The organism is Rubritalea sp. (assembly GCF_051252225.1).
GTDB lineage: Bacteria > Verrucomicrobiota > Verrucomicrobiia > Verrucomicrobiales > Akkermansiaceae > Rubritalea.
This window is the reverse complement of the sequence record NZ_JBPOGE010000004.1, coordinates 27,837-50,028: the sequence shown is the minus strand read 5'-3', so window position 1 is coordinate 50,028 and position 22,192 is coordinate 27,837. Positions and strand designations below refer to the sequence as shown.

Sequence of the window (22,192 nt, the reverse complement as noted above, 5' to 3'; positions counted from 1 at the left end):
CCTAGATCTAAAGCGGCGATACTCGGCGCACTCAAAAGCTACGCTCTTAAATATACGTTAACGAAACCGTATAAGTTTTGTGTGCGTGAAGATTTCCGAGGTTTCCGACTACGAGCAGGCCTCTCGCAGGCTCAGCTTGCGGAGATGGCAGGGATCCGACAAGCGACTATCAGTGCTATTGAAAATGGACAGACCCAACCGCATTTTTCGACGATTCAGGCACTCGCGAAGGCATTGAGCTGCTCCTCTGAAGAGCTGCAATCAGCGATCCGCCCTGTTTTCTCTTCAGATGATGCCATAGGACAGTTCACGGGCGATTGGCCATTTCTTGCAGACCTGGACCCTGATTTACGCAAGTATAAAAAATTTGAGAAATATCGTTTTATTACAGTCAACGTCATCCGTAACCGGAAGGACCCACGTCCCGAAAGTCACAAGATTGATTTGACCACACTACATGTCGATGACGAGAAATTAAACATCAAGGATTGCTGGCGGGATCGCCGAAAGTGGGTTCTTGATCGTGCGACTGTCCACACCAATCTCACAGAACTCATCAATAAGGCCAACAAGGAGAACAGTCTTTCCTTGGCTACTTTCAAGCCAACGAAGATCATCAAATTTGTTGCCGAGGAAGAAGAAAACCGGGATTGGGATTCCGATAAAATTGCCAAAATCACCGAAGAATCGAAGCAACAACAGTTGTTTGACGAGTTCCAACCCGAAACTTTAACCAGCCTCGTCGATAAGCGGCCCTATAAATTTTCCTGCGTCTTCGAAGATGACTCAGGGCGGGAATCAAAGATGATGATCGAAGACTGGGAAATCGGAGCCCTTTATCGGAACGCGCTCAAGACCTCGGAATCTGAGGCCGAAGCAATTTCCAAAGTCCGTGAAAAGTATTTCGACGAATTTGGGAAAAAGGACCTTCACCTTTTTCTAGGCACGACAAGAGAATGGCATGGCCGAGGGAAGAATCCGTTTGTGATTATTGGACTTTTCTATCCCGACTACCAAAACGCACCCGAACTTGACCTCTTCGACTAAGTTTCCGTCACCAATCCATATCTATACTTCTGCTGGCCAATGGGGAAGATTTGGATCTCATTCTTTGTTGACAAAGTTGGACAGGATAGACAGCCTACCGAGCACAGAACACTTTATAATGCCTATAGCTACCTTGGACCCAAAAACTAAAGGGGCGTGGTTAGTCCACCATGCGCGCAAACTACAGGACACTAACTGTCAGGATTTTGATTGCATATCTTTTTCTGGAAAATGTGGGACATTGCTGTCCGCCATCTCAGGTGAACAACAGTTGCAGTTAAGTTATACACGGCTTAATGCGCTAGCTAAGGCGAACAGTATTAGTCCTAGGTCAGAGCTACCCACTATTATCGATGAGCTCGAACGACAGAGGCTTGTATCCAAAGGAAACGGAGGAATCGAAACTCTCGGGTTATCAGGTCATCTTGTTTTGGAAAAGACAGCCGCGATTTTTGAAGAATCTGAGAAGACTGCCCACGAACAGGCGGTGATTGATGTTTCCGAGAGCGCATCTGACCTGCCTCTTATCGAGAGTGAGTGTTGTGAAGCGATTTCAGATTACTACAAGCTGACTAGCCAAGACTGTTCGGGGTTATTTGAAGTAGCTGAGGATATTGGGTTTTTCGATTCGGAACAAATTTCAAATGAAGGAAAGCTTATTTTTAATGGCAACCTGTTCAAAAAGGGAGAAGCCCATAAGCTTGCATCAGTTGTAAGTTCATTGAATTCTGAGGAACAAGGGAGGCTGATTGAGTGTAATGAAAAACTCAACTCTTCTGGCTGTATTGCATTGGAGGTTGCTGAACAAATTTTAGGTAAAAATTTGCTGGGCAAGCTCCATTCTATTGGTGTGTTGGAAATTAGTATGGTTGGTAATAGTAGTGGAAAAAGTTACTTTGTCACCCGACCGTCGGCATTTAGCAAATTCAGTAGCACCATAGCCGACGATGCATTAGATTTGGCGAAAGCATTCGTCAGTTCACTCACGTATGGAATGACGAAGAGTTCATACTATCGAGGGCGAATTGGTGCGGTTTCTGCCCTCGTAAATAAATTGATTGATGGTGGTGAAGTTGGTCCAGCCAGCGCGATTGGACAGGACTACCAGGCCCTTGAGTATAGAGGTGTTGTTTCTGTGCGTCATGTTCGTAATGGCATGTATAGTATGAGTTTGTTGAAACCCGAGGTGGGTAGGCTCGCTCTTTCTGTTATTCAACATGGAGATATAACAGCAGAAGCAATCAGCACTCTTCCAGGTGCTGATATTACAGACTTCGCTGGGCCAGAGGTATCGCGTGCAGTTCGCAGGAAAAAATCGAAGCCCGCAATGAAGCAAAGTGCGAAAGAGCTATTGGATACAATTAGAACGGGAGGATTTGGACAATGAATCAAAAATTAGCAAAAGGTGAAAGAGCTGAAGAGGTTTTTCGTAACTACTTTAGAGGTCTGGGTTACTTTGTAGCACGAGGCTGTAAATTTAATTTCGAAGGGTTCGAAATTACAGACGTAGATCTTTTCCTATATTCAAAAACATCTGCGATAGTCCGAGAGAGGGTTAATGTCGATATTAAGAATAAAAGAACCCCTCAAGCAATTGAGAGGGTTTTCTGGGCAAAAGGGCTTAATGAGACTTTAGGATTCGATTCAACTATTGTGTGCACAACCGACAATCGGGAAGCTGTTAAAAATTTTGGACTCCAAAACGAAGTACTTATTTTAGATGGGAAATTTCTAAAGCGATTAGAGTGTAGCGATAAAGGGGAGGACACTAGTCGGTTAAACGAGGAACAATTGTTGTTTGAGATAAATGAATACTCGGGTGGGAAAACTGGAAGTGATTGGAGTGGTCGTTATGAGTTGAGCAAAGGTCGATTACTCGCTCCCCTTACCTTTGATTCAGTGAATAGCTGGTTGTCCGAGGTTGGAGAGTTTGTTAAGTATATACCTATCTCAGGAGAATGTTCTTCTGTCGTATTGCGGATGATCTACTTGTCCGTATCCAAGTTGCTACTTGCGATCGATTTCGTCCTCTCAAGATATATATCAGCGACACAGGACGACCGGCTAGTCCTCCTCTTAAATGGTTTTAGTTTTGGTGGAGCTGGAATTAAACATGCGGAAAAAGTTAGGGACATGGCTGCTGCTCTGGCGAAAGGGGCAACAGGGAGTGAGCAGACCTCCGAATCAATCCGATCAGCTTTCAATGAGCAAGTGGAAGCAGTTAATGCGAATATTTTAGCGGAATTCTTTTGCAAAGGGGTTGTTGGGAAGACCTTGTTTGAAGATGCATGTCTTCTCGATAGAGCAGGATACGAGGCCGAGATTTCTAATCCTGTCACTTTGCCCAATTCTTGTCAGGCTGCTCTTGGAGTACTGGCTGACTTCCATGAAGTGGACAGAAAGCTGGTATTATTTTAATAGCCAGACGGTTAGGTTAATATTATTTTCGGTAAAATGCTAGTGTAGCACTAAGAGGCAGACGTTTTATGATCCAATAACGCTGTGAAACATGGGCTGGTGAATAAGGCGGAGGATTATGATTGGTGCTCGGCAGGGTGGTTTCAGAAGCATGCAAATCCAGCTTTTCAGAAGGTGATTAGTTCCTTCAAGACAGACCAGTTGAGGGTGTATGATGATTTTTAGCCGAAGGTTTTTGAGTGCGGTCGGGGCCGTCCTTCCGGAGAATCACAGCTTTCAATCAGCGGAGGTTTGAGAGGTGTCGAGAGTCGTTTGGCGTTCAATGAAAAGCGGCGATGCTGGCGCGCACTCAAAAGCTTGCGCTGAGCCGGTAAAATGCGCGGCCTTCTGCTTGTAGTTCGTCGGTGATGAGGAATTGGTTTTCTAATAATTCCTCCACAATCCCCGAGCCGAGTGTGCTGCTTTCGTCGTCGAACTCGAAACGATAAACTTCCTCGAAGCTGTCTTCTAACAATGTGGTAGAACGTTCGACGATAAGCACAGTTCCCGCAAGTGGCTCACTACCGCGCCCGAAGGTGAAGGCGATCTTCCCATCAGCGTTTTGCGAAATGGCGGGTCGGGCGGGATTTTTAAAATCAGCCACATCTGGGTCAGTGCCAATCGCGAGTTCGAGCAATAGAGCGACTCCATCTCCATCATTATCTGATGTTAGATCAACTGGAGAAATGATGAAATTAAGTGCTGCTAGTGCATCGATGAGGCCTGCTCCTGAATCTTCGTCGATTCCGGGTGCATTCATATCGATGGCAGTTTCACGAAGAGTGGCGTCGATATCAGAAGGTGATAATGACCCTGGCCCACCCGCTTTCTCGAGGAGAAGTGCTGCAACGGCTGCTGCGTGAGGTGCAGCGGCTGAGGTGCCGAAGAAGTTGGGAAAGGTATCTCCGTCATTAAGCTGCTGTCCGAAAAAGGTCGTGTTGCCACCGTCCGTAGCGGTGATTCTGGGTTGCTTGGTATCGAGTGCTTGTTCGAGTCGGACTCCGTCATCTGTGAACAAAAGAAAATTTCCGCCTGGGGAGGAGAAAGATTCTAACTGGGGAGGGTTTGCTCCGAAGGCTGGCGTTTGGAAAAACGCAGCTGCTGCCACTGCAATGGCCTTTTCTGCATTGGCATGGCCGACGAGGGTGCCGCTCTGGGTATCGAACTCATTGATGGCAAAGGAGCCTCTATCAAAAAATATAATTTTCAAGATCCCTGGCAATGGACCTGCAACTCCTTCTAACACGAGGTTAAAGGTCGTGTCTGCTCCCGGCACACCATCGATGTCGATGGTGCCATCGTTGGCAAAAGTAAAGATTTCGACGGGGTCACCACCCACATTACTGGCAAAGGAACTACCTAGCACCCTAAACTGGCCATTGCCACTGCCCGTCAGAAGTATATCTATATCCGACTGACAACCGGGTGCACCCGAAACACTCGCAAAGGGCTGATCCCACTGCATCGCGAAGGTTACCGATGAGCCTTCGGGAATCGTCAGCTCCATGAATGTGTCAGTTCCCTCGCTAGAGTCAAAGTCATGCAGAGGCCCACCGCTCAGCCCTAAGATTTCTGTCGAGGGTTGAAAGGGGGACTCGTAGGATTGGCGTCCAGAGTTTCCCGCCGCACTGAAGTAGGCGACTCCTTGCTCGGTCACATCATTCACGGCTTGTGCGACCAGTCCGTTTTGAAAGAAAGGTTCTGAGAAATAAAAGACATCATCGACGATAATGTCGCAGCCCGCATCTGCCAGTGCGCGAATTCCATTGGCAAAATTCGCCTGACCATTGAACGCGGTAAAGAATTGCTGCTCAGAGCCAGGTGCTAGATCGTGGATGATTTGCATCATCGCGCGTCCCTCATCGCTTTCTGCTTGGTTAGCATCTTGGAGAACCTCTATCCCTGTGGGGAGATCGTCATTGGTTTCATCCTGCTCTGCAGTGGTGGCTGTTGCAGTCGCTGTGGCAAAGCTGTCTGACAAGGTGCCGATGGTGATGCCCTTTCCAGAAAACCCTGGGGAAATGGCTCTTCCCAGATCCGCTGATAGTGCTAGATCTCCTTGAGAAGTTGTCAGACCACTGCGTGTGGTTCGATAGGCTGGGCGGATGAATTCCACGCCATCTAACTGAGCAGCCTCATCCGTATTCGCGATCGGCAGCCAAGCATTCATTTGCAAGCCAGCGTGGGAAATACCCGTCGCACCTAGGCCGATCAGAGCGGGCTCTAGCTGCATCCATGTCTCATCAGCGCTGCAAGCGATTTCGATGAGATGTTTCCCCTCCACGTAGGGGTAAAGCTCATCTTCGTGCTCATAAGAAACACCAGGATTGATGGTCGTATGGTTCGTCCATTGATAGAGGGTATAAACGAGTGACCAGTCCAGCTTAGATAAGGCGCCGTCAGCGCCAATGAGGTCATTGCCGTGATAGGCCTGCTTAGCGTCCTGATACCAAGTTTTATCCTGATTGACGAAGGCTTGCTGAAGGCCGTCCGGAGAGTTGCCGCTAAATTTGATCCTATCTTCGAAATCGTCTTGAGCGTAGAGGTGACACTGAGTGGAAAGGAGCGTAAGAAAGATGGTGAAAAGTGTTGTGCGTTTCATTATAAAAATATGGGTTCAATAATGGATCCGTAATTTCTGAGGGTGCGTTACAGGCTATTTGGGCGCGATTATTTGTCCACTCGATGGCTCGCTGGATGTATTCCTCAGTCGAATGGGTGATACCTTCTGTGAGCCCTATTTGTGACAAGAGAGAGCTAGAGACGCGTGCACTGTGGCGGTGCCCGTGAAGTGTGAGGACGGGAACTCCCATCCAGAGTGCTTCTAGGGTAGTCGTGGTGCCGCTGATAGGAAATGGATCTAGAATGATATCGACGAGGTGGTGGCTCCTGAGGTGGTTTTCTTTGTGTCCTGTTCTGGCGATGAGTTCGATGCGACTGGGGTCAATACCTCTGCAGGTGAAGCGAGACATCATGAGTTCCTGCCCGCCCAAGTCTTCGGTGCTGGTGATCTTGAGGAGTAGTCGACTTTCTGGAACGGATTTGAGGATGACAGCCCAGGTGTCTAGCGCTTCATCATTCAGCTTGGGCGCGTTATTGAAGCAGCCGAAGGTGATGCCTTTTTCTGTTTCGCAAGGGGCTGATCCTTCTTTTAGCGTAAGGCTAGGTTCTTGGTGGAAACAGTGAAAGCCAGGTTCGAGGCGGAAGACTTTTTCTGAGCTTAGGTGATCATGCTCGGGAGGATCACAGATGGCATCGCTGATGCGGTAGTCTAGGGAGCTGAGTCCTGTTGTTCCGTTATAACCGACGAGATGTGCTTGCACGGGTGCTGGTCTGGTGGCGAAGATCCACGGGCGAGCTTCGCCAAAGTAGCCTGTGAGATCGACTAGGAGGTGGAGATCATCTTCCTTGATGCGGGTGATAGCTTTGTCATCACTTTCCTCAAGGAGGTCTCTCCAATGGTCAGCGTAGGAGCGGAGTTCTTCAGTGACGTGGTTAGGCATTCTGGAGTCGCTGTAGAGGAATACCTCGAATTGTGAGCGGTCATATTCACGGAGAATGGGACGCAGGAAATAGGAGATGGAGTGGTTCCGGAAGTCGGGTGAGTAGTAGCCAATACGGATGCGTCCATTGATGGGCTGAAGGGGAGGCTTAGGAGTAGGCTTGGCATATTTCGCCTCCCATTCTTGTCCTGCGGCTTTGAGATCTTCATCGGTGACATCTGGGATGTATGCGAGGGCCTGGATGAAGTGCATGCCCATCTTTCTGCTGAGTGGGCTACCCTGATCTTCGGCAAGCTGGAAGGCAGCGAGAGCGTCTTCGCTTCTATTTTGTTGGAGATAGACGCTTGCTAGTTTTCCTAAGATTTGAGGGTGATGGTGAGGGATCGCCCACCATGATTATTTCCGTAATTTTGCGCGTGAGGTTACGGTTTCCCCTAGAAAAGATAAAAATCCCTCAAATCAGTCAGAAAATTTAGATTTCTGCTAATTTCTTGTAACGAGGCGGAGAAAAATACGGATTCACTATTGTGAAGAAGTATTTATGAGATTTTTTATTGAAACAACAATGACCGAGCCTTTTGGCTTAGTGGCTTATCTGTGTGGATTATTGAACATCGAGCTGAGGCAAAGATTCTTGCTGCAAGTGAACAGATGATGGGATTTCCAACAACAAATTGGACTGTTCTAGCAGAGGCTACAGTGGATGGTGGCACTTCTGAGAAGGAGGCGCTTGAAAAGTTTTGTAAGCAATATTGGCATCCCATTGCTGCTATGATTCAGATGAAGGGAGGCTCGCCGGATCGCATAGAAGATCTCACTCAGGACTTCTTTCTTAAATTAATAGAGAGGGATTTTATGCGACGAGCCGCTCGGGAAAAGGGAAGCTTTCGTAATTTTCTACTCAAGGCGTTGAACGATTTTCTCGTAGATGATGCCCGCCATACAAGTGCGGCAAAAAGAGGTGGAGGGGTCGAGAACTTAGAACTAACTGAGGATTCTGTTCCCCACTGGGATAACGATCTTGTGTTTGACCGAGCTTGGGCAGAATCCGTCTTTAATATTGCGGTCGAGGAGGTAGCTAAAGAGGTGAAAAGGAAGCGAAGCGATGAGCAATGGCGAGTGTTGCAGTTTTTTTTGACCGTTAAGGAGAATGCGTTAAGTTACGAGGACTTAGGAATGGCCTTGGGATTAAAAGAAGGTGCTGCCAAAACGGAGGTGTCTCGCATGCGAAAAAGGTTCAGAGAGCACTTGAGATTTCAGGTCGGAAAGACAGTGAGTGCTCCTCATGAAATAGAGGAAGAACTGGCATTTTTACGAGATGTGATGATGATAAATCAGGGTTTTCCGCCGAAATAGCTAAATACATAAACTCAGCAGTCATTCGGATATAGTCTAGTTGATCATAGCTTCTATTCGTTGATTTGATAGGTTTTTAAACTTGTAGTATTTTGGTTGAGTTTAATGATTAAAACCGTAAACAAGAATGTGATAAATGACGTTTCCAACAACTAACTGGACAGTTTTAGGGGAAGCCACATTGAGTGGTGGTGATGCTGAGCGCGAGGCTTTGTCGAAGCTCTGTGAATCTTATTGGAAACCAATCGCAACAGTAATTCGGACAAGAGGCGTGCCAGTGGATCGGGTGGAGGATATGACTCAAGATTTTTTCTTAGTGCTCATGAATGGAGGGTTTTTCAGAAGAGCGACACCTGAGAGTGGTAAGTTTAGAAGTTTTTTACTCAATGCGTTAAGAAACTTTCTCGCGGATGATGCTCGGAAAAATAGAGCGAGCAAGCGAGGTGGCGAATTAGAGCGGGTGGAATTAAGAGAGGATTCAGCTGCGCTTGAAGCTGAGGTGTCACGGTTTGATTGGACTTGGGCGGAAGCTTTGTTTGATTCTGCTGTGGAGACGACAGGGGCAGAGATGAAGAAAAAACGAGGTGAGAAGGGCTGGTTCGTGTTGCGTGAGTTCTTAGTTGGGTCTGGTGAGGTGATGAGTTATGAGGATTTAAGTAAGGCATTGGGCTGTAGTGCCGGTGGAGCGAAGACTGAGGTGTCACGGATGCGAGGGAAGTTTCGTGAAAATCTGAGAAGCGAGGTTGCTAAGACGGTGAGTGCGCCGCATGAGGTGGACGAGGAATTAATATTCTTACGGGAAACGCTGATGCAAAAATCAATTAGTGGAGATGTGTGATGAAGAAGCTCGGCGGCAGGTAATGCTCGGCGCCTTCGATGACGTGATCTCAGATCGTGAATTAGCACCGCCCGGTTATGAAATTTTGCACGAGTTAGATCGTGGGGGGATGGCTGTAGTTTATCTAGCGAGGCAACTGCAACCTGATAGAGAAGTCGCGCTGAAAGTGATGCTGCCTCGATTCGCGGGTGTGGAGGAATTTAGGATCCGCTTCCAGAGAGAGGGGCGTGCGATGGCTGCTCTAGAACATCCTGGGGTGCTACCAGTCTATCAAGTCGGAGAGTGGGATGGGATGACATTTCTGTCGATGAAGCTAGCGAGAGAAGGCACTTTACAGGAACGTTTACAGGAAGGGTTACCTGATATCCGTGAGGTTGTGGATTGGATGATTCAGGTGGGTGGAGCTGTGCATTTCGCGCATCAGCGAGGAGTTCTACACCGGGATCTTAAGCCAGCGAATTTGTTGTTTGATGACGATGGATCAGTTTATGTAGGTGACTTCGGTGTGGCGAAGCTGGAGTTCGCTGAGGATGGGGCATTGACCCGGACGGAAGCTTTGGTGGGCACGCCGAACTATTTGGCTCCAGAAGTGGCTTCTGGGGAAACGAATGCAGGGAGTGTCACTGCCGATCTCTATGGACTGGGTGCAGTGCTTTATGAGTGCTTAACTGGCAGACGACCCCATGACAGCGCAGAGAATCTGGCAGCGCAGCTACGTAGTGTGGTTGAAAAAGAGGTGACGCCAGTGCGAAAAGTCAGACCTGAGATAGCCCGAGATCTCGGGGTGATATGCGAAAAGGCATTAGCAAAGTGTCCACTTGAACGTTACGAGAGTGTGGCACGTTTCGTAGAGGATTTGGAACGTTGGAGAGATGGACGCGAAGTTTTTGCAAGACCAGCTAGTGTGCCGGAGAAGATTCTAAGATGGTCAAAGCGGCATCCTTTGCCAGCTACACTTGCCGCAATGCTTACGTTAGCTGTGGTCGCATCAACGGTTCTGTTGGTTGATAATTATCAGCGTCGTGGTGAGGTGTTACAGATGTCCTTGCTAGAACGAGCAAAGGCAAAGCGATTATTAAAGGAGCCTGGATTTCGTGCGCATGCTTTGAGTTTGCTAGAGCAGGCGAAAGGTATCAGTGATTCCAAAAGGATTAGAGAAGAAGCAACGGCAGTGCTAGCCAACTGGGATATTGGTCAAAAACTTGACGTGTCCGAGGGTGAAGCTAAGGAACAAAGGGAGGCGCCCTTTCATTTAGAAATACTCGAAGAGGGTGTGCGTGTTAGCGGAAGAGGATTGGGAAATGAGGGGTGGGTATTACAAGGTGGTGTTCTGCGGTGTGAGCCAGCTTGGTCAGGTGATGGAAGGTTTCTAGCAATGGTGAGAGGGCTAAGAATGGAGGTTGTGGTTTATGATGTTTTCCATAGGAACGAATTTAGCCGGATAGTGGTGAAGGATTGGCCTGAGAAGTTAATTTTTGATGAGGAAGGAGAACGATTGAAGGTTTTGTTCGAAGACGGAAATGCGATGTTGGCAAGTGTACGAGGTAACATTCTACTAGAAGGGTTTTCACAGAAAGTAGAGCTTCTTAAACCGATCGGTTTTACGATGTGGAGGGGTCAAGTTTCCCCGCCGATCGAGGCCAATACTTACGTGGGAAAGCTGTCGAAGAATCAGGCGTTGCTCGCTACGATCAGTGTTTCTGGGGTGCAGATTTGGGATGTAGCAAAAAAATGTTCTCTGGATTTTCATAAGGCAGAAAACCAACGGATTGACGCTCCTACTCATGCTTGGTGGTTGAATGACAGGAAATTACTTTTGCAAGTACCTGGGGCGCTTGAGGTTTTGAATCTAGATGAAGAGGGTAAGTTTTTGGCTGTGGAAGAAATTGAACGAGTGCCAGGAATGATGGTCGAGGAGGTTTTAGAGAATGGAGATTGGATTGTGGAGATGCGTGAGGAAGACGGTCGAATTTCACGGAAAGTTTGGCCAGATGGAGATTTTAACCAGGCCCGAGATTGGTCAATGGATAAGATTCTTCCGCAAAGTGAGGTGTCTGACACAAACGGACGAGTGAGAATTGGAGACTGGGCTTTGACGCAGCCTCAGGGTGAGCTGGTGCAGCAGGTTTTTGTGCTCGATGATGAGGAGCGAGTTATCGTGCTGACTAAGAACTACACTATTTGTGAGTGGGATTTAGCCGTCCTTCGTAAGGAGTTAAATAAACTGGGCCTCTAGCTTAGAAGCGCCATCCTATGGAAACGGCCATGAGGTTTTGAGAGGGTTCGCTGAAGTCTGTGGTGACTAATGTGTAGGCGTATTGTGTTTTAAAAAGAACGTCAGGGGTGATACGCCAGCCGAGAGCTAACTCCCCACGAATCAAGTCCGGTGACCAAGGGACTTCTCCTCCTGAAGGGATGGAGACTTCGTTCGAGAGAGTTTGACCAAAGCGTCCGGCCAACCAAATACCGGGGGCTACTTTATAGCGGGTCTGAAGGTAGTAGCTGAGGGTATGGAAGTCTTCATGCAGCGTATTATAGGTCGTGTGAAAAGCTTCTCCAGATAGAAGCCAGTCTCGATGTGACCAGCGAATATCGAGTCCAACAAGGGTTTGGGTGAAGTCACTACGTTCGAGACCAGCGTCGAGAATGTCGGAAGCATCGGTATTAAGGTAGTGTCCGTAGCTTGCGGAGAGTCCGAACGCCAATGAGGCGTCAGGTCGATAGCCGATGCGTGTCGAGACGGTGGGAGTTTTAAAGTCTCCGTCTCCGAAGTCCCATTCGGATGGTTGAGCGCCGAGGGAGGAGTTTTTCATTTCAAAGGCGTAGTCAAGTGTTTCTGTATTTCCAAAAACCGAGACTCCATTAGAGTAGGCTGGCCCCCAGATGATAGATGACCAGTTTTCTTTGTTATTATGGATGCTTGATCCTCTGAGATTGTTATTAATTTCGATCGCTTCAGGAGAGTTGGCAGCTGGGTTGTTTACATTCACTCCATTGATCGCTGAGTAGGGTAAGGGCGCTAGAATAAAAGGGTTTTCATAGTAGTCGTGAGTCGGCACCCAGTTACCGACCACGGTGGGGGATTTTCCGATTTGAATATTTAAAAGGTTGTTTCCGTGTGGCCTATAAAGAGCAATGAACTCATCAAGGCGCGCTTGACCATCAGGATGAGTCCCTGGGTCAAATCCTCTGTCTGCTCGAAGAGTTGCGTGAAATGAGAAACGGGGATCTGGCTGGTAATCCACGCTAAGGGAAAGTCGTGGATCAACGAGGTAACCTTTTTTAAGTTCTAGAAATGCCGGTGGGGTGCCGTCGGCGAGCCACAGAGTGTTTTCTATGCTGCCACTGAAATTCCAGTCTTGAGCTACAGCTAGATTGTTAAGCAGAACAAAAAGAGATACTCGGGAAAGAATTTTCATTAATTAGGAAATCTAATTTGAGTAATTTGATTAATACCAACCTTAATAGAGATTTTCCATGAAAGGTTACGATCTACTTGAGCGTGGAGAGTGTAATTGCCTTGAGGGATATTCTTGAGAGAAAAAGCGCCGCTGGAATTTGTAACTGTGTAATAAGGTGAATTGACTACGATAATATTTGCTTTCATATGGTCGTGAATCTCACAGTTTAAAGCAATGAAACCGGGTTTATCAAAATGAATGATTGGAGCTGGGCTTTCATCTTTCTTGTAGCGACCTAAGTCGAAACGCTTAGATTTTGAAAGAGAGTAAATGTTATGATAGTCGGGATCGTTGTTTGGAAATGTGACGTAAGTTCCAGTTGGAACGATGATCAATGAGTTGGAGAATTGGTAGTTGATCTGGCTCAGGACGATGGGCTTGGGGGTTTTTGGAGCGGATAAGGAGGAGCTTTCTAGCCAAACTCCGGCGATGGGCGCAGGAGCTGGGTCTACTTTCCCTGAGATTTTACCAAAGTACTTTTTAGCTGGAGCTGTCGTTGCTTCAAATTTTGGAAGAGGTACGATGCCTTTGATTTGACCTTTATTATTTGCACTGAGGTTTAATGAAATCCCCAGAAAAATTAGGAAGCCGAGAGAGAATCTACAATATAAAGATGGATAAATCATTATTGGAATCTTTGTTAGATACGGTTTGATTGTTTACACTAGGCGGGAGAGATGCTAGTAAAATATGTAAGACTTTTGGTTTGAAGGTAAAGGAGTCCACTTCAAGATGAAGCATGATCTTGTGGTCCTCCTCACTAATCTTAGCTCTTTCGGGCTTTAGACGGTTGCGATTCACCTCTAGCAAAGTGGATTGCTGCCTAATTGAAAGTGCATGCTGAGTATAAATCATAGCTTTTCGCTCACATCGATTCCCAGCTGTTCGCACTTTTTTAGAAGGAAGTCCTTCTCTAGCACGAGTTGCCCCACCTTACGCTCCATCTGAGCCTCTTTGACTTCGAGTTTTTTTAACTCTTTCTTGGTGGTGTTAGAACTCTCAAAAAGCTTAACCATTCGAGATTCTAACTCCTTTTTCCACTGACTGACCTGGGACGGAGCTACATCATTGGCTTGGGCTATGTCGTTAACTGAGCGAATACCTTTAAGGGCTTCACTGGCGATACGTGCCTTAAATTCAGCACTAAGGTGTCTTTTTTTACGTTTCATTTGTCTGTTTTTCGGTGATTAAGCCACCGACGAACAGTCAGATCTTTCAATACGCTATTGGCTCCGTTTCACGGGACAACTTCTGTCACCTTATATGCTTAAGTTGACGCCAATGGGAGGTGTCCTTCTGATATTGATGTGGTGAATATTTGTTTCAGGCGTTTGATTTATTGAGTTTTTTGTCAAAATGCGATTTTTAGGTAACCTATTGCGCAGGATTGATAGTGTTCTGTAGTACGTTGCGTATCGGTAAAGGTCTTACTTTACCACTCCATGAAATTCGTTTTTATCCCATTTACTCTATACGCGCTGGCCATCACCAGTGTGGCAAGTGACATCTCTGCACTAGAGGAGGTTAGGCGGGAAGCGATTAAACATTCTAAATATTTGGAAGCTGGGGAGTCTTCCTCAAAAAATAGTGTAGATCTGAAGGCTGATATGGATGGCTTCAGAAAAACGATAGAGCCGATCATTAAAGACAGCTGTATGCCGTGTCATGGCCCTGAGAAAGATAAGGGGGATTTTCGGATTGATGAGCTGGATCCAGATTTAGTGAATGGTCACGATGCTGAATGGTGGTTAGATGTTATTGAGGTCATGACTAATAATGAGATGCCACCGCCAGAGAAGGATGTGGAGCTCACGGATGAGAATAGGGCGAAGGTGATTGATTGGCTTTCAGGGCAGGTGCAGGTCGCGTCGCAAGTGGAACGCAGTGAAGGTGGGCATTCTTCCTTTAGGCGGATGACGCGTTATGAGTACAGTTACGCACTTCAAGATCTGCTGGGACTCACTGAAGATTTTTCTAAGAATTTCCCGCCTGAGACCATTTCTGAAGATGGCTTTCGTAATAGCTCTGAGAGGATGCAAATGACTTCTCAGCAATTCTCGATGTATCGTGAAGTGGCACGCTACGCATTGAATGCAGCAGTCTATAGAGATGAAGAGGCGCAGCCGGTGTATTTCTCCATGACAATGGATGCGGGTGGAGAGCAATTTATCGATTGGGTTGAGACGCGAACACTAGACTTTAGAGAGAGGAAGCAACGTGGAGAGGTTGTGCATACTCTTCCTACTCAATTTGGAAGGGCTTTGAAACACGCCCGAGAGAATGAGCTGGATCGAGGTCAGACGCATTTCCTAAATAAAGAGACAGGTGAGGCGTGGAACCGTGTCGTTCCAGAGGGGTTTAGCTTATGGGAGCCAATGTATGAGAAACCTGTAGACCCTGAAATTCAATCCTACGCTCTGGTTCTTCCTGCGAGGCAAAGTTACGAGCTCGATGTGGGTGTCTCTATGCCTGACCGGGGAATGGTCAAGGTCAGGGTGCGAGCGAGTAAGTCCAGCAATGAAGGTGAAGGCTATCCTAGCTTGTCGCTCACTTGGAAACATGATCCTAAGAATACGCACCATCAGGGCCTCGATTTCAAAGTGTATGATAAAGCGGTGAAAGCGTCGCCGGGGAACCCAGAGTTCTACGAATGGGTAATTTCTTTAGATGGTCTCAAGAGGAATCCCTTTCTGCGCACGGGAACTCTCCACCGCATGGCGCATCCCTCAGAGCAAATTGTTCTCACAAACACCTATCAAGGTACAAAGCGGGAGGAGTCGAACCTACTGATCGACTACATCGAGATTTCGACGATTACAGAGGATGAAATGCCATCAGATTCCTACACGCAGCTTTTCCCTGAGCAGCTGATGACTGGTGATGAGGAACTGGATGCAAAAGAGCTACTGCGGTACTTCATGACAAAGGCGTGGCGACGCCCAGTGGGTGAGGATGAAGTGCAACGTATCACAAAGCTTTATCAGCTCATGCGACCAGCGTACCCAACATTTGAAGAGGCAATGCTAGAGGCCTATGCGACAGTGCTCACGTCTTCCCATTTTCTTTATCTCGCGCAATCTGAGGATGCTGTCTCAGCCAGTGAACTGGCTTCGAGGCTCTCATTTTTCTTATGGGGAAGTATCCCGGATGAGGAATTACAGGCACTTATTTCTGATGAAAAAATTAAAGACCCCAAGGTTTTAAGACAGCAGGCTGAGCGCATGCTGCAAGACCCTAGGGTGGATCGATTTATTAGTCAATTTACGCATCAGTGGTTAGGTCTTGAGATGTTAGAAGCTCTGAGATTAAACAAAAAAGAGTTCCCTCAATTTTCAACTAGCTTGAAAGAATCCATGTTGAAAGAGTCTATGGTGCTCTTCCAGCAGATGCTTAGTGAGAATGCGTCGATTATAGATTTTTTGCATGCCGACTACTCTTATATGGATCAGAGGTTAGCCGCGCATTACGGGATAGAAGTAGTTGGGAATCACTTCCGAAAGGTCGCGTTTCCTCCAGAGCTGAATCGCGGAGGCTTACTGGCGCAGGCTGGTTTGCTCGCGATGAATTCTGATGGGAAAGACTCTCACCCTTTAAGGCGCAGCATATGGTTATTAGAAAACATACTGCATGACCCACCACCGCCGCCGCCTCCAGCAGTACCTGAGATTGATCTCACCGATCCGAGGATTTTAGAGATGACGCTGAAGGAAAGAATGGAGGACCACCGGAATAAACCAGCTTGTGCGTCATGCCATATGAAGATCGATCCGTGGGGGATCGCTCTAGAGGAATTTGATGCCATTGGGTCTTGGCGTAGCGAGGTAGAAGGGAAGCCTGTTGATGCGTCCAGTATGCTGGTGGATGAGACTGAAATAGTAGGGATAAAAGGTTTAAAACGCTATCTACTAGGGAACCGACAAGACCACTTCGCGCAGGCCATGGTGGAGAAAATGGCTTGTTACGCCCTAGGTCGGCCTTTAACTTTTTCAGACCATTCTGAGATAGAACGTATTACACGAAAAACAAGGGAGGACGGTGATGGTCTAAAGACGCTCATCCTTCATCTGATAGAAAGCGACCTTTTTAGAAACACCTAAAAGCCCCTAATTATGAATTTATCTTCTTTAGATCGTCGGAAGTTCTTACGTGGAACAGGCATAGCGCTAGCCCTTCCATGGTTAGAAACATTTGCTGCATCTTTACCTAAAGCAGCTGAAACTAAGAAGCGACTTGCTTGCTTCTATATGCCAGACGGGGTGCCTATGCCTCTCAGTGCGGACCCAGCTTTCCAAGATTGGAGTTGGTTTCCGCACAAGGACGGTGATTCGCACACCTTTACCAAATGTCTCGAACCTCTCAACCCGCTGAAGCAAGATGTTACCGTGATTAGTGGTTTGTCACACCCTTCCGCGAGAATAATCCACGGCCATAAAAATGCAGATATTTTCCTCACGGGAGCGGAACTTTTCGAGGGTGAAAGATTTCTCGATAGAGTGTCTATAGATCAGCTTTTTGCTGAAAAGGTCGGGGATGAAACACGCCATTCGAGTCTCGTCCTCGGAACCGATGGAGGGATTGGGAGTCCAGGTAGGGCGCTTACAATGTCCTATAATAAAAGTGGGAGAGCGATTCCTTCTGAGAATAAGCCTAAGCGTATTTTCGACCAACTTTTTGTAGTTAATAATCAAAAGGCGGCTCGTCAGCTAGCTGCGCAACAATCGGCATTAGATTATCTTTTAGAGGATAGCAGATCCCTTAGGAGGAAGCTTTCCAAGTTTGATCAAGACACTCTAGAGCAATACCTCCAATCAGTGAGAGAGACTGAAGTGAGGATTGAGAAGGCCAAACGCTGGTTAGATATTCCGCTACCATCCGTAAATGTGGATCATCTCAAGCTTGATATCACACCTGAGGATCCGAAAAATTATCTCAGGGCAATGTTCGAGCTTATCTACCTGGCTTTCCGAACAGATTCTACACGGACAGTGACTTACCAGATTGGTCAGGAGAATGGAAAAGGGATCAGTGACCGCTTAGGTAGAGCAGTAGGGTTTAATCTCACACACATGCTTTCACACCATGTAAAGAAGCCGGGGGGCTGGGCAAACTTCGGGGCGTATAATCGATTCTTGATGGAAGAGTTCGGGCATTTTCTGAATTTGCTTCGCTCTACTCCTGAGCCAGAAGGTCAGGGGAATATGCTGGAAAATACGCTTTGTCTCTACGGTTCAGCCTCTAGCGCTTTCCATTTGTCTAGGAATTACCCGTTGATATTAGCTGGCGGGCAAGGAATGGGAATCCGTCAGGGACAATACCTTCAGTACGGTGTAAACGATTTCGATCAAATCTCTGGTCAGAGCCAAGATAGCCTGAGGAGGTCGAATCTAGAGTTAAATGAGGAACCTATGGGACGACTGCTACTCACTATGCTACAGCAATTAGGAGTGGGAACTAAGGAGTTTGCTGGGTGTCAATCCGCGTTACCTGAGATCTTGGCATAGAGTCTTCACTGCCATCCCTTTCCGTGTGGAGGTCGAAATGGTGTTAGGTAATTGAACTTTTTATTCTCTAGTTTACGGGGGCGGAAAAGGCCTTTGGAGGTGTTCTCTCGAGTCTCTTGCATGTATGCATAACTGGAGAAAAGGCTATTAGCAGGTTGTTGTAGATACGTTCTGCGATGGCAGCATCGCCGCAGGTAAAGATATCAATCGCTGCATATTCTTGTTCTGGCCAGCAATGAATGGCGATGTGACTTTCTGCGATGATAACGACTCCGCTTAAGCCTATTGGGTTGAAACTATGGATGACTGTTTTTACAACAGTAGCTCCAGCCGATATAGCGGCTTGCTCCATGCTTTCTTCTAGTCGCGATGCCGACTCGAGGAGTTCGCGATTACAGCCTGAGCATTCTAGTAGATAGTGTATACCGTGGCTACTGTGGAGAGGTGGTTCCATGGATTACTGGATAGTATGTTGGAAACGATTGAATTCGTCTTTTGACTTAGCGAGCACAATGATACGGTCACCTTTTTCAATCCTCATTTGCTTATCTGGATTCAGTATTGGGAGTGAACCTCGGTGGATACCAATAATTTGAAGGTCCTCTTGATAGTCGAGAGCAGCTTTTTGTAATTCGATCACAGTTCGGTCATGTAGATTGGTTTCACAGCTGTAAAATTGACTTCCTCTAGTATTAGTTAGAAGCTGACCAAAGGTACGATGGATACCTGGATGGCAGTATTCTTGCACCATCATTTTGTCGCTCATGCCTTCTACAACAACGAGTCCATCAACAGAGGAACGTTCAAACATTTTCTGGTTTCTGGGACTAACAACTTCCACAACGGTTCTGATAGAATGGTCGAGTTCCTCTTCTATCATTTCCACTATAGTTCCTATGGTGAAAGAGTTATGATCGCTTGAAGTGTCACTTGGATTTTTAGCGAGAATGATAGTACCATTGGCAGTTCTGATAGATGCTTTGTTAAGAATTTCTTCGCTGGTTGGATCACCATGGACGAAACGGATATCATTTTTAAGAAATTCTTCCGGGGTTTCGATGAGTTTGTCATCGATAACAATGATGCCTTTAGAGCTGCCTTCTGGAGTCGCTCTTAGCTCAGTAATGATGTGGAGTACTTTTGCGATAGAGGGGCAGTAGCATACGATAATGTGGTCTTTCATATGAATAGTAACGAGTCCTTTCCGTTTTTTAGCAGTGATGTTGATGAGGCTCTCTGCAAATGAGCCGAGGAGGTAACCGATGAGACCGATACCGAGAAGAAAGCAAGGGTAGCCGATAAAAAATCTGCCAATGAAAGTGACCGGGAAATAGTCACCATAGCCGACTGTGGTCATTGTCACCATAGCCCACCATACGGAGTCGATAAAACTGAGTCCATCTTGGTGCGGCGACTCGACAAGGTAAAAGGCTAAGCCAAACAGTAGATTTAAACAGAGAGCTCCAGCTAAGGTTCGCAGGAGCTTTCCTGGGAGGCTGTGATTCGATTGCTGGAAATAGCGCTTTAGATAGATGACCCACATAAGTGATTAGAGAGTCCAAGGACTTAACCAAATAGGTTTGTCAGATCTTGGTGGCTGTAGAGATGGGTTGTGAATAGCGTGTTGCGGGAACCAAGCATTGAGGTTCGATAAAACTTCAATATCTTCAGAGTAGAGTTCGCGTAAAAGGCTGAATGCTTGATTTGCAATGTCGTCGAGTACAGTTTCTCCTGAGATAATTGCGCCATTGTCATCGTAGCTTAGTTGCTCGCAGCTTATTGCAGAGTCACAGAGATGCCGGATTTTTTTCCATGCCTCGCCGGAAATAAGATCGGTCTGCCAAGCCGCGGTGGTGGTGTCGAGTTGTTCTTCTTGGACGTGTTGGTAGAATACGAGTTCTTCAGGTTCACCACCCAGATGTTTAATGATAGGAATACGAAGATCTTCCCAACGTTCTTCGAGAAGGAAGCGCTTCCATGCTTGTTCTGATTCAAATTCTTGAAAAAATTCGAGAGCAAATGATCCTTCCGCTAGGTCTACATGAGCAAAAATGTCAGTATAGGTGAGGTAGCATTGATAGTGCTGGATGAAGGATTCTGCTGCAGCCTTACCTTGTTTACTAAGCGTGTAATAGTGTGACTTATCGAATTCTACATAACCTTTGCTTAGAAGCCATTGGAGGATGGGTACGAAGTCTTCTGAGCCATCTCCGGCAATAGTATCGTATCGTGTGCCATGCCGTAGCATTTGATGGAGTATGTAGCTCGCAGTGTAGCGTTGGTAGTTCATTTCAATAGATCTCTTAAGCTTAGGAAAAAGATCCAGTAATAATGAGTGCGGCACCGACGCTGGTGGCCACTTCTATAAGAGCAGCTCCCCAGTTTGAGTCGTGGGAAATTTCTTTTTTCAAACAACAAGTTGGAAGTAGTATTTTGTCTACGATTACTCGAGTAATGAAGAGGAGAACAGCTGAGACGAGCGCCCAGATTAGTAAACCTAGCAAGCCGTCGTATCGAGAAATATAGAAGCTAATCAGAAGGCCGTAGCTGAAGAGTGCTCCACCGAATGCAACACCAGTTGCTGCATTGTCCTGCTCTAGCTGTGAGTGGAGTTCTTTATCGATAAACTTATGATAGAGTCTGCTGAATGCATAAATAAGTGTTTGGGAGACTGTAAACCAGATCAGGGAAATCCCGATTTCAACGGGCAGTGTGTAGATGTCTTCTCCTGAAATACTGGCGCGAATAATCAATGCTGTGGTTAAGTAAACTGCAGCTTGCACGGCTCCGACTCCCACGTTCTTATCGATGACTAGTTCGAGCTTAGTAGAAAATTTTGGCAAGACGAAGGTGTCATTGAACCATCGCGAGATGAGAAGCATGGCACAGCCAATAGCTCCCCATATGACAGTGCTAAGAAGGTCCTCAGCTAGAGTTGTAGCTGAGCTAGGAGTGTTTAGAACACCGCTGAGAATGATAGCCACAGCTAGTATAAAGCCTGTAAATGAGAGGGCTATAGCTTTGTTATCGATTTGGGTAATCTGTTCATTCAGCTTGTAACTGGACAGTGCCTGGTTGGCGAGTTTTGCAACGAGAAGGATGACGAGGGAGAGAATGAGGTAGAGTACGACTCTCCAGTCGAGTAACTCGGATAATGGCGCGAGGTTAAAAAAATTATCTAACATTGTATCACTAAGTTGGTGTTATTTTCCGCCTCCGAAAGAAGAGCCAGAGCGAGAACTGGATGAGAACCCTGAGCGAGCTGAACCGAAACCTCCACTACGGACAGTACGAGACGGGTTTCTAGTTTGAAAAGTGCGCTGGCTTGTTGTGGGGTTTTTAAGAGGTGCTTTAATACTTTTCGCAGACTTATTGAAGTTCGGTGACTTCACTGGTTTGCTAATTTGCGAATAGCTATTCTGTTTGATGTTGTTCGAGTAGGAAGCGTTTTTGTGGAAGCCTCGGTATTGATCGTGAGATCTTGGGCGATAGTTACTGTGGTAGGACGGGTAACGATTCCAGCCCCATGAAGAATAGTAGGGTGGGTGTGCATTCCAGAGGTAGGTCCAAAGTAGTATATCACCGATACCAGTACGATGGTGGTAGTAGTGATTATTACCATAGATTTGAGAATTTCCCTGCGTTTCAACATTGGCAGCGTCACCGTCTTTTTCGAATTGGATAGTGCAAAGCTCTTGTTCTTCACCGGGCGCGACTTCGGTAGTGAGTGAGAGGGCGCGCTGGGTGTCGGTGACAATTTCGGTGACTTGGATGAAGTCGACTTTATCATCCTCATTTAGGTCAAGGTTGTTGATCTTATTGTTAGGAGTGTTGAGATTTTTTTCGAACTCTTCAGCGGATTTTGATTTTGTTGCCAAATCTGTAACTGCTTTGAGATCTAGGCCATCAGATGCTGATTGAACGATGGTTGTTACGTATTCAGTTCTACTGCATTGGGTGAGTGTAGCGCAGAGGCTCAAACTGAATAATGAGCATATGATTCTATAATGGAACATGGTGTGGCCTGTT

At 46.7% G+C, this 22,192-nt stretch carries 18 protein-coding genes; 8 read left to right on the top strand and 10 right to left on the bottom strand.

Annotated elements, in window-relative coordinates:
* The first annotated feature begins 81 nt into the window (after positions 1 to 81).
* The 3 genes from ACSHX2_RS05615 to ACSHX2_RS05605 all read left to right on the top strand — a co-directional run bounded on the left by ACSHX2_RS05615 (position 82) and on the right by ACSHX2_RS05605 (position 3,465).
* Positions 82 to 1,047, top strand: a complete 966-nt coding sequence (locus ACSHX2_RS05615; RefSeq protein ID WP_435691422.1) for a helix-turn-helix domain-containing protein — start codon at positions 82 to 84, stop codon at positions 1,045 to 1,047.
* 133 nt (positions 1,048 to 1,180) lie between these two features.
* A complete protein-coding gene (locus ACSHX2_RS05610; RefSeq protein ID WP_435691420.1) occupies positions 1,181 to 2,434 on the top strand; it encodes a hypothetical protein in 1,254 nt (417 codons plus the stop codon).
* Positions 2,431 to 3,465, top strand: coding sequence for a hypothetical protein (locus ACSHX2_RS05605; RefSeq protein WP_435691418.1), 1,035 nt, complete (start codon positions 2,431 to 2,433; stop codon positions 3,463 to 3,465). Before ACSHX2_RS05610 ends, ACSHX2_RS05605 begins: the two co-directional genes overlap by 4 nt.
* A gap of 349 nt (positions 3,466 to 3,814) precedes the next feature.
* Here the strand turns inward: ACSHX2_RS05605 and ACSHX2_RS05600 are convergent, their stop codons facing one another.
* A complete protein-coding gene (locus tag ACSHX2_RS05600; RefSeq protein ID WP_435691416.1) occupies positions 3,815 to 6,106 on the bottom strand; it encodes a S8 family peptidase in 2,292 nt (763 codons plus the stop codon).
* Positions 6,021 to 7,259 (bottom strand): hypothetical protein, encoded by a 1,239-nt coding sequence (locus ACSHX2_RS05595; protein WP_435691414.1) that lies wholly within the window; start codon positions 7,257 to 7,259, stop codon positions 6,021 to 6,023. Before ACSHX2_RS05595 ends, ACSHX2_RS05600 begins: the two co-directional genes overlap by 86 nt.
* Positions 7,260 to 7,604: 345 nt before the next feature.
* Between ACSHX2_RS05595 and ACSHX2_RS05590 the strand changes: the two genes are divergently transcribed.
* From ACSHX2_RS05590 to ACSHX2_RS05580, 3 genes are all read left to right on the top strand, one after another.
* Complete coding sequence (locus ACSHX2_RS05590) at positions 7,605 to 8,363, top strand: RNA polymerase sigma factor (protein ID WP_435691412.1); 759 nt, start codon at positions 7,605 to 7,607, stop codon at positions 8,361 to 8,363.
* A 136-nt stretch (positions 8,364 to 8,499) separates the two neighbouring features.
* Complete coding sequence (locus ACSHX2_RS05585) at positions 8,500 to 9,201, top strand: RNA polymerase sigma factor (protein WP_435691410.1); 702 nt, start codon at positions 8,500 to 8,502, stop codon at positions 9,199 to 9,201.
* Positions 9,194 to 11,437 (top strand): serine/threonine-protein kinase, encoded by a 2,244-nt coding sequence (locus ACSHX2_RS05580; RefSeq protein WP_435691408.1) that lies wholly within the window; start codon positions 9,194 to 9,196, stop codon positions 11,435 to 11,437. The genes ACSHX2_RS05585 and ACSHX2_RS05580 overlap by 8 nt, the downstream gene beginning before the upstream one ends.
* 1 nt (position 11,438) lies before the next feature.
* Here ACSHX2_RS05580 and ACSHX2_RS05575 read toward each other — a convergent pair whose 3' ends face one another.
* The 3 genes from ACSHX2_RS05575 to ACSHX2_RS05565 form a co-directional block, all read right to left on the bottom strand.
* Entirely contained in the window at positions 11,439 to 12,620 is a 1,182-nt protein-coding gene (locus ACSHX2_RS05575) for a hypothetical protein (protein WP_435691407.1), read from the bottom strand.
* The gene (locus ACSHX2_RS05570) at positions 12,620 to 13,288 is read right to left on the bottom strand and encodes a hypothetical protein (protein ID WP_435691405.1); all 669 of its coding nucleotides are present in this window, start codon (positions 13,286 to 13,288) and stop codon (positions 12,620 to 12,622) included. Before ACSHX2_RS05570 ends, ACSHX2_RS05575 begins: the two co-directional genes overlap by 1 nt.
* A gap of 225 nt (positions 13,289 to 13,513) precedes the next feature.
* Positions 13,514 to 13,831, bottom strand: a complete 318-nt coding sequence (locus tag ACSHX2_RS05565; protein WP_435691403.1) for a transposase — start codon at positions 13,829 to 13,831, stop codon at positions 13,514 to 13,516.
* Between the two features lie 273 nt (positions 13,832 to 14,104).
* Here ACSHX2_RS05565 and ACSHX2_RS05560 point away from each other — a divergent pair, with 273 nt between their 5' ends.
* Complete coding sequence (locus tag ACSHX2_RS05560) at positions 14,105 to 16,759, top strand: DUF1592 domain-containing protein (protein WP_435691401.1); 2,655 nt, start codon at positions 14,105 to 14,107, stop codon at positions 16,757 to 16,759.
* 12 nt (positions 16,760 to 16,771) lie between these two features.
* Positions 16,772 to 18,163 carry a DUF1552 domain-containing protein gene (locus tag ACSHX2_RS05555; RefSeq protein WP_435691399.1) on the top strand — a complete coding sequence of 464 codons (1,392 nt, stop codon included), beginning with the start codon at positions 16,772 to 16,774 and terminating at the stop codon, positions 18,161 to 18,163.
* A gap of 67 nt (positions 18,164 to 18,230) precedes the next feature.
* Here the strand turns inward: ACSHX2_RS05555 and speD are convergent, their stop codons facing one another.
* Genes speD through ACSHX2_RS05530 form a run of 5 tightly spaced genes read right to left on the bottom strand, consistent with a single transcriptional unit; the run spans position 18,231 to position 22,179 of the window.
* Entirely contained in the window at positions 18,231 to 18,617 is a 387-nt protein-coding gene (gene speD, locus ACSHX2_RS05550; RefSeq protein WP_435691397.1) for an adenosylmethionine decarboxylase, read from the bottom strand.
* Positions 18,618 to 18,620: 3 nt separating this feature from the next.
* A complete protein-coding gene (locus tag ACSHX2_RS05545; protein ID WP_435691395.1) occupies positions 18,621 to 19,706 on the bottom strand; it encodes an ion channel in 1,086 nt (361 codons plus the stop codon).
* Positions 19,707 to 19,712: 6 nt separating this feature from the next.
* The gene (locus tag ACSHX2_RS05540; RefSeq protein ID WP_435691393.1) at positions 19,713 to 20,453 is read right to left on the bottom strand and encodes a hypothetical protein; all 741 of its coding nucleotides are present in this window, start codon (positions 20,451 to 20,453) and stop codon (positions 19,713 to 19,715) included.
* A gap of 19 nt (positions 20,454 to 20,472) precedes the next feature.
* Positions 20,473 to 21,348, bottom strand: a complete 876-nt coding sequence (locus ACSHX2_RS05535; protein ID WP_435691391.1) for a DUF350 domain-containing protein — start codon at positions 21,346 to 21,348, stop codon at positions 20,473 to 20,475.
* An 18-nt stretch (positions 21,349 to 21,366) separates the two neighbouring features.
* Positions 21,367 to 22,179, bottom strand: a complete 813-nt coding sequence (locus tag ACSHX2_RS05530; protein ID WP_435691389.1) for a hypothetical protein — start codon at positions 22,177 to 22,179, stop codon at positions 21,367 to 21,369.
* Between the last annotated feature and the right edge of the window lie 13 nt (positions 22,180 to 22,192).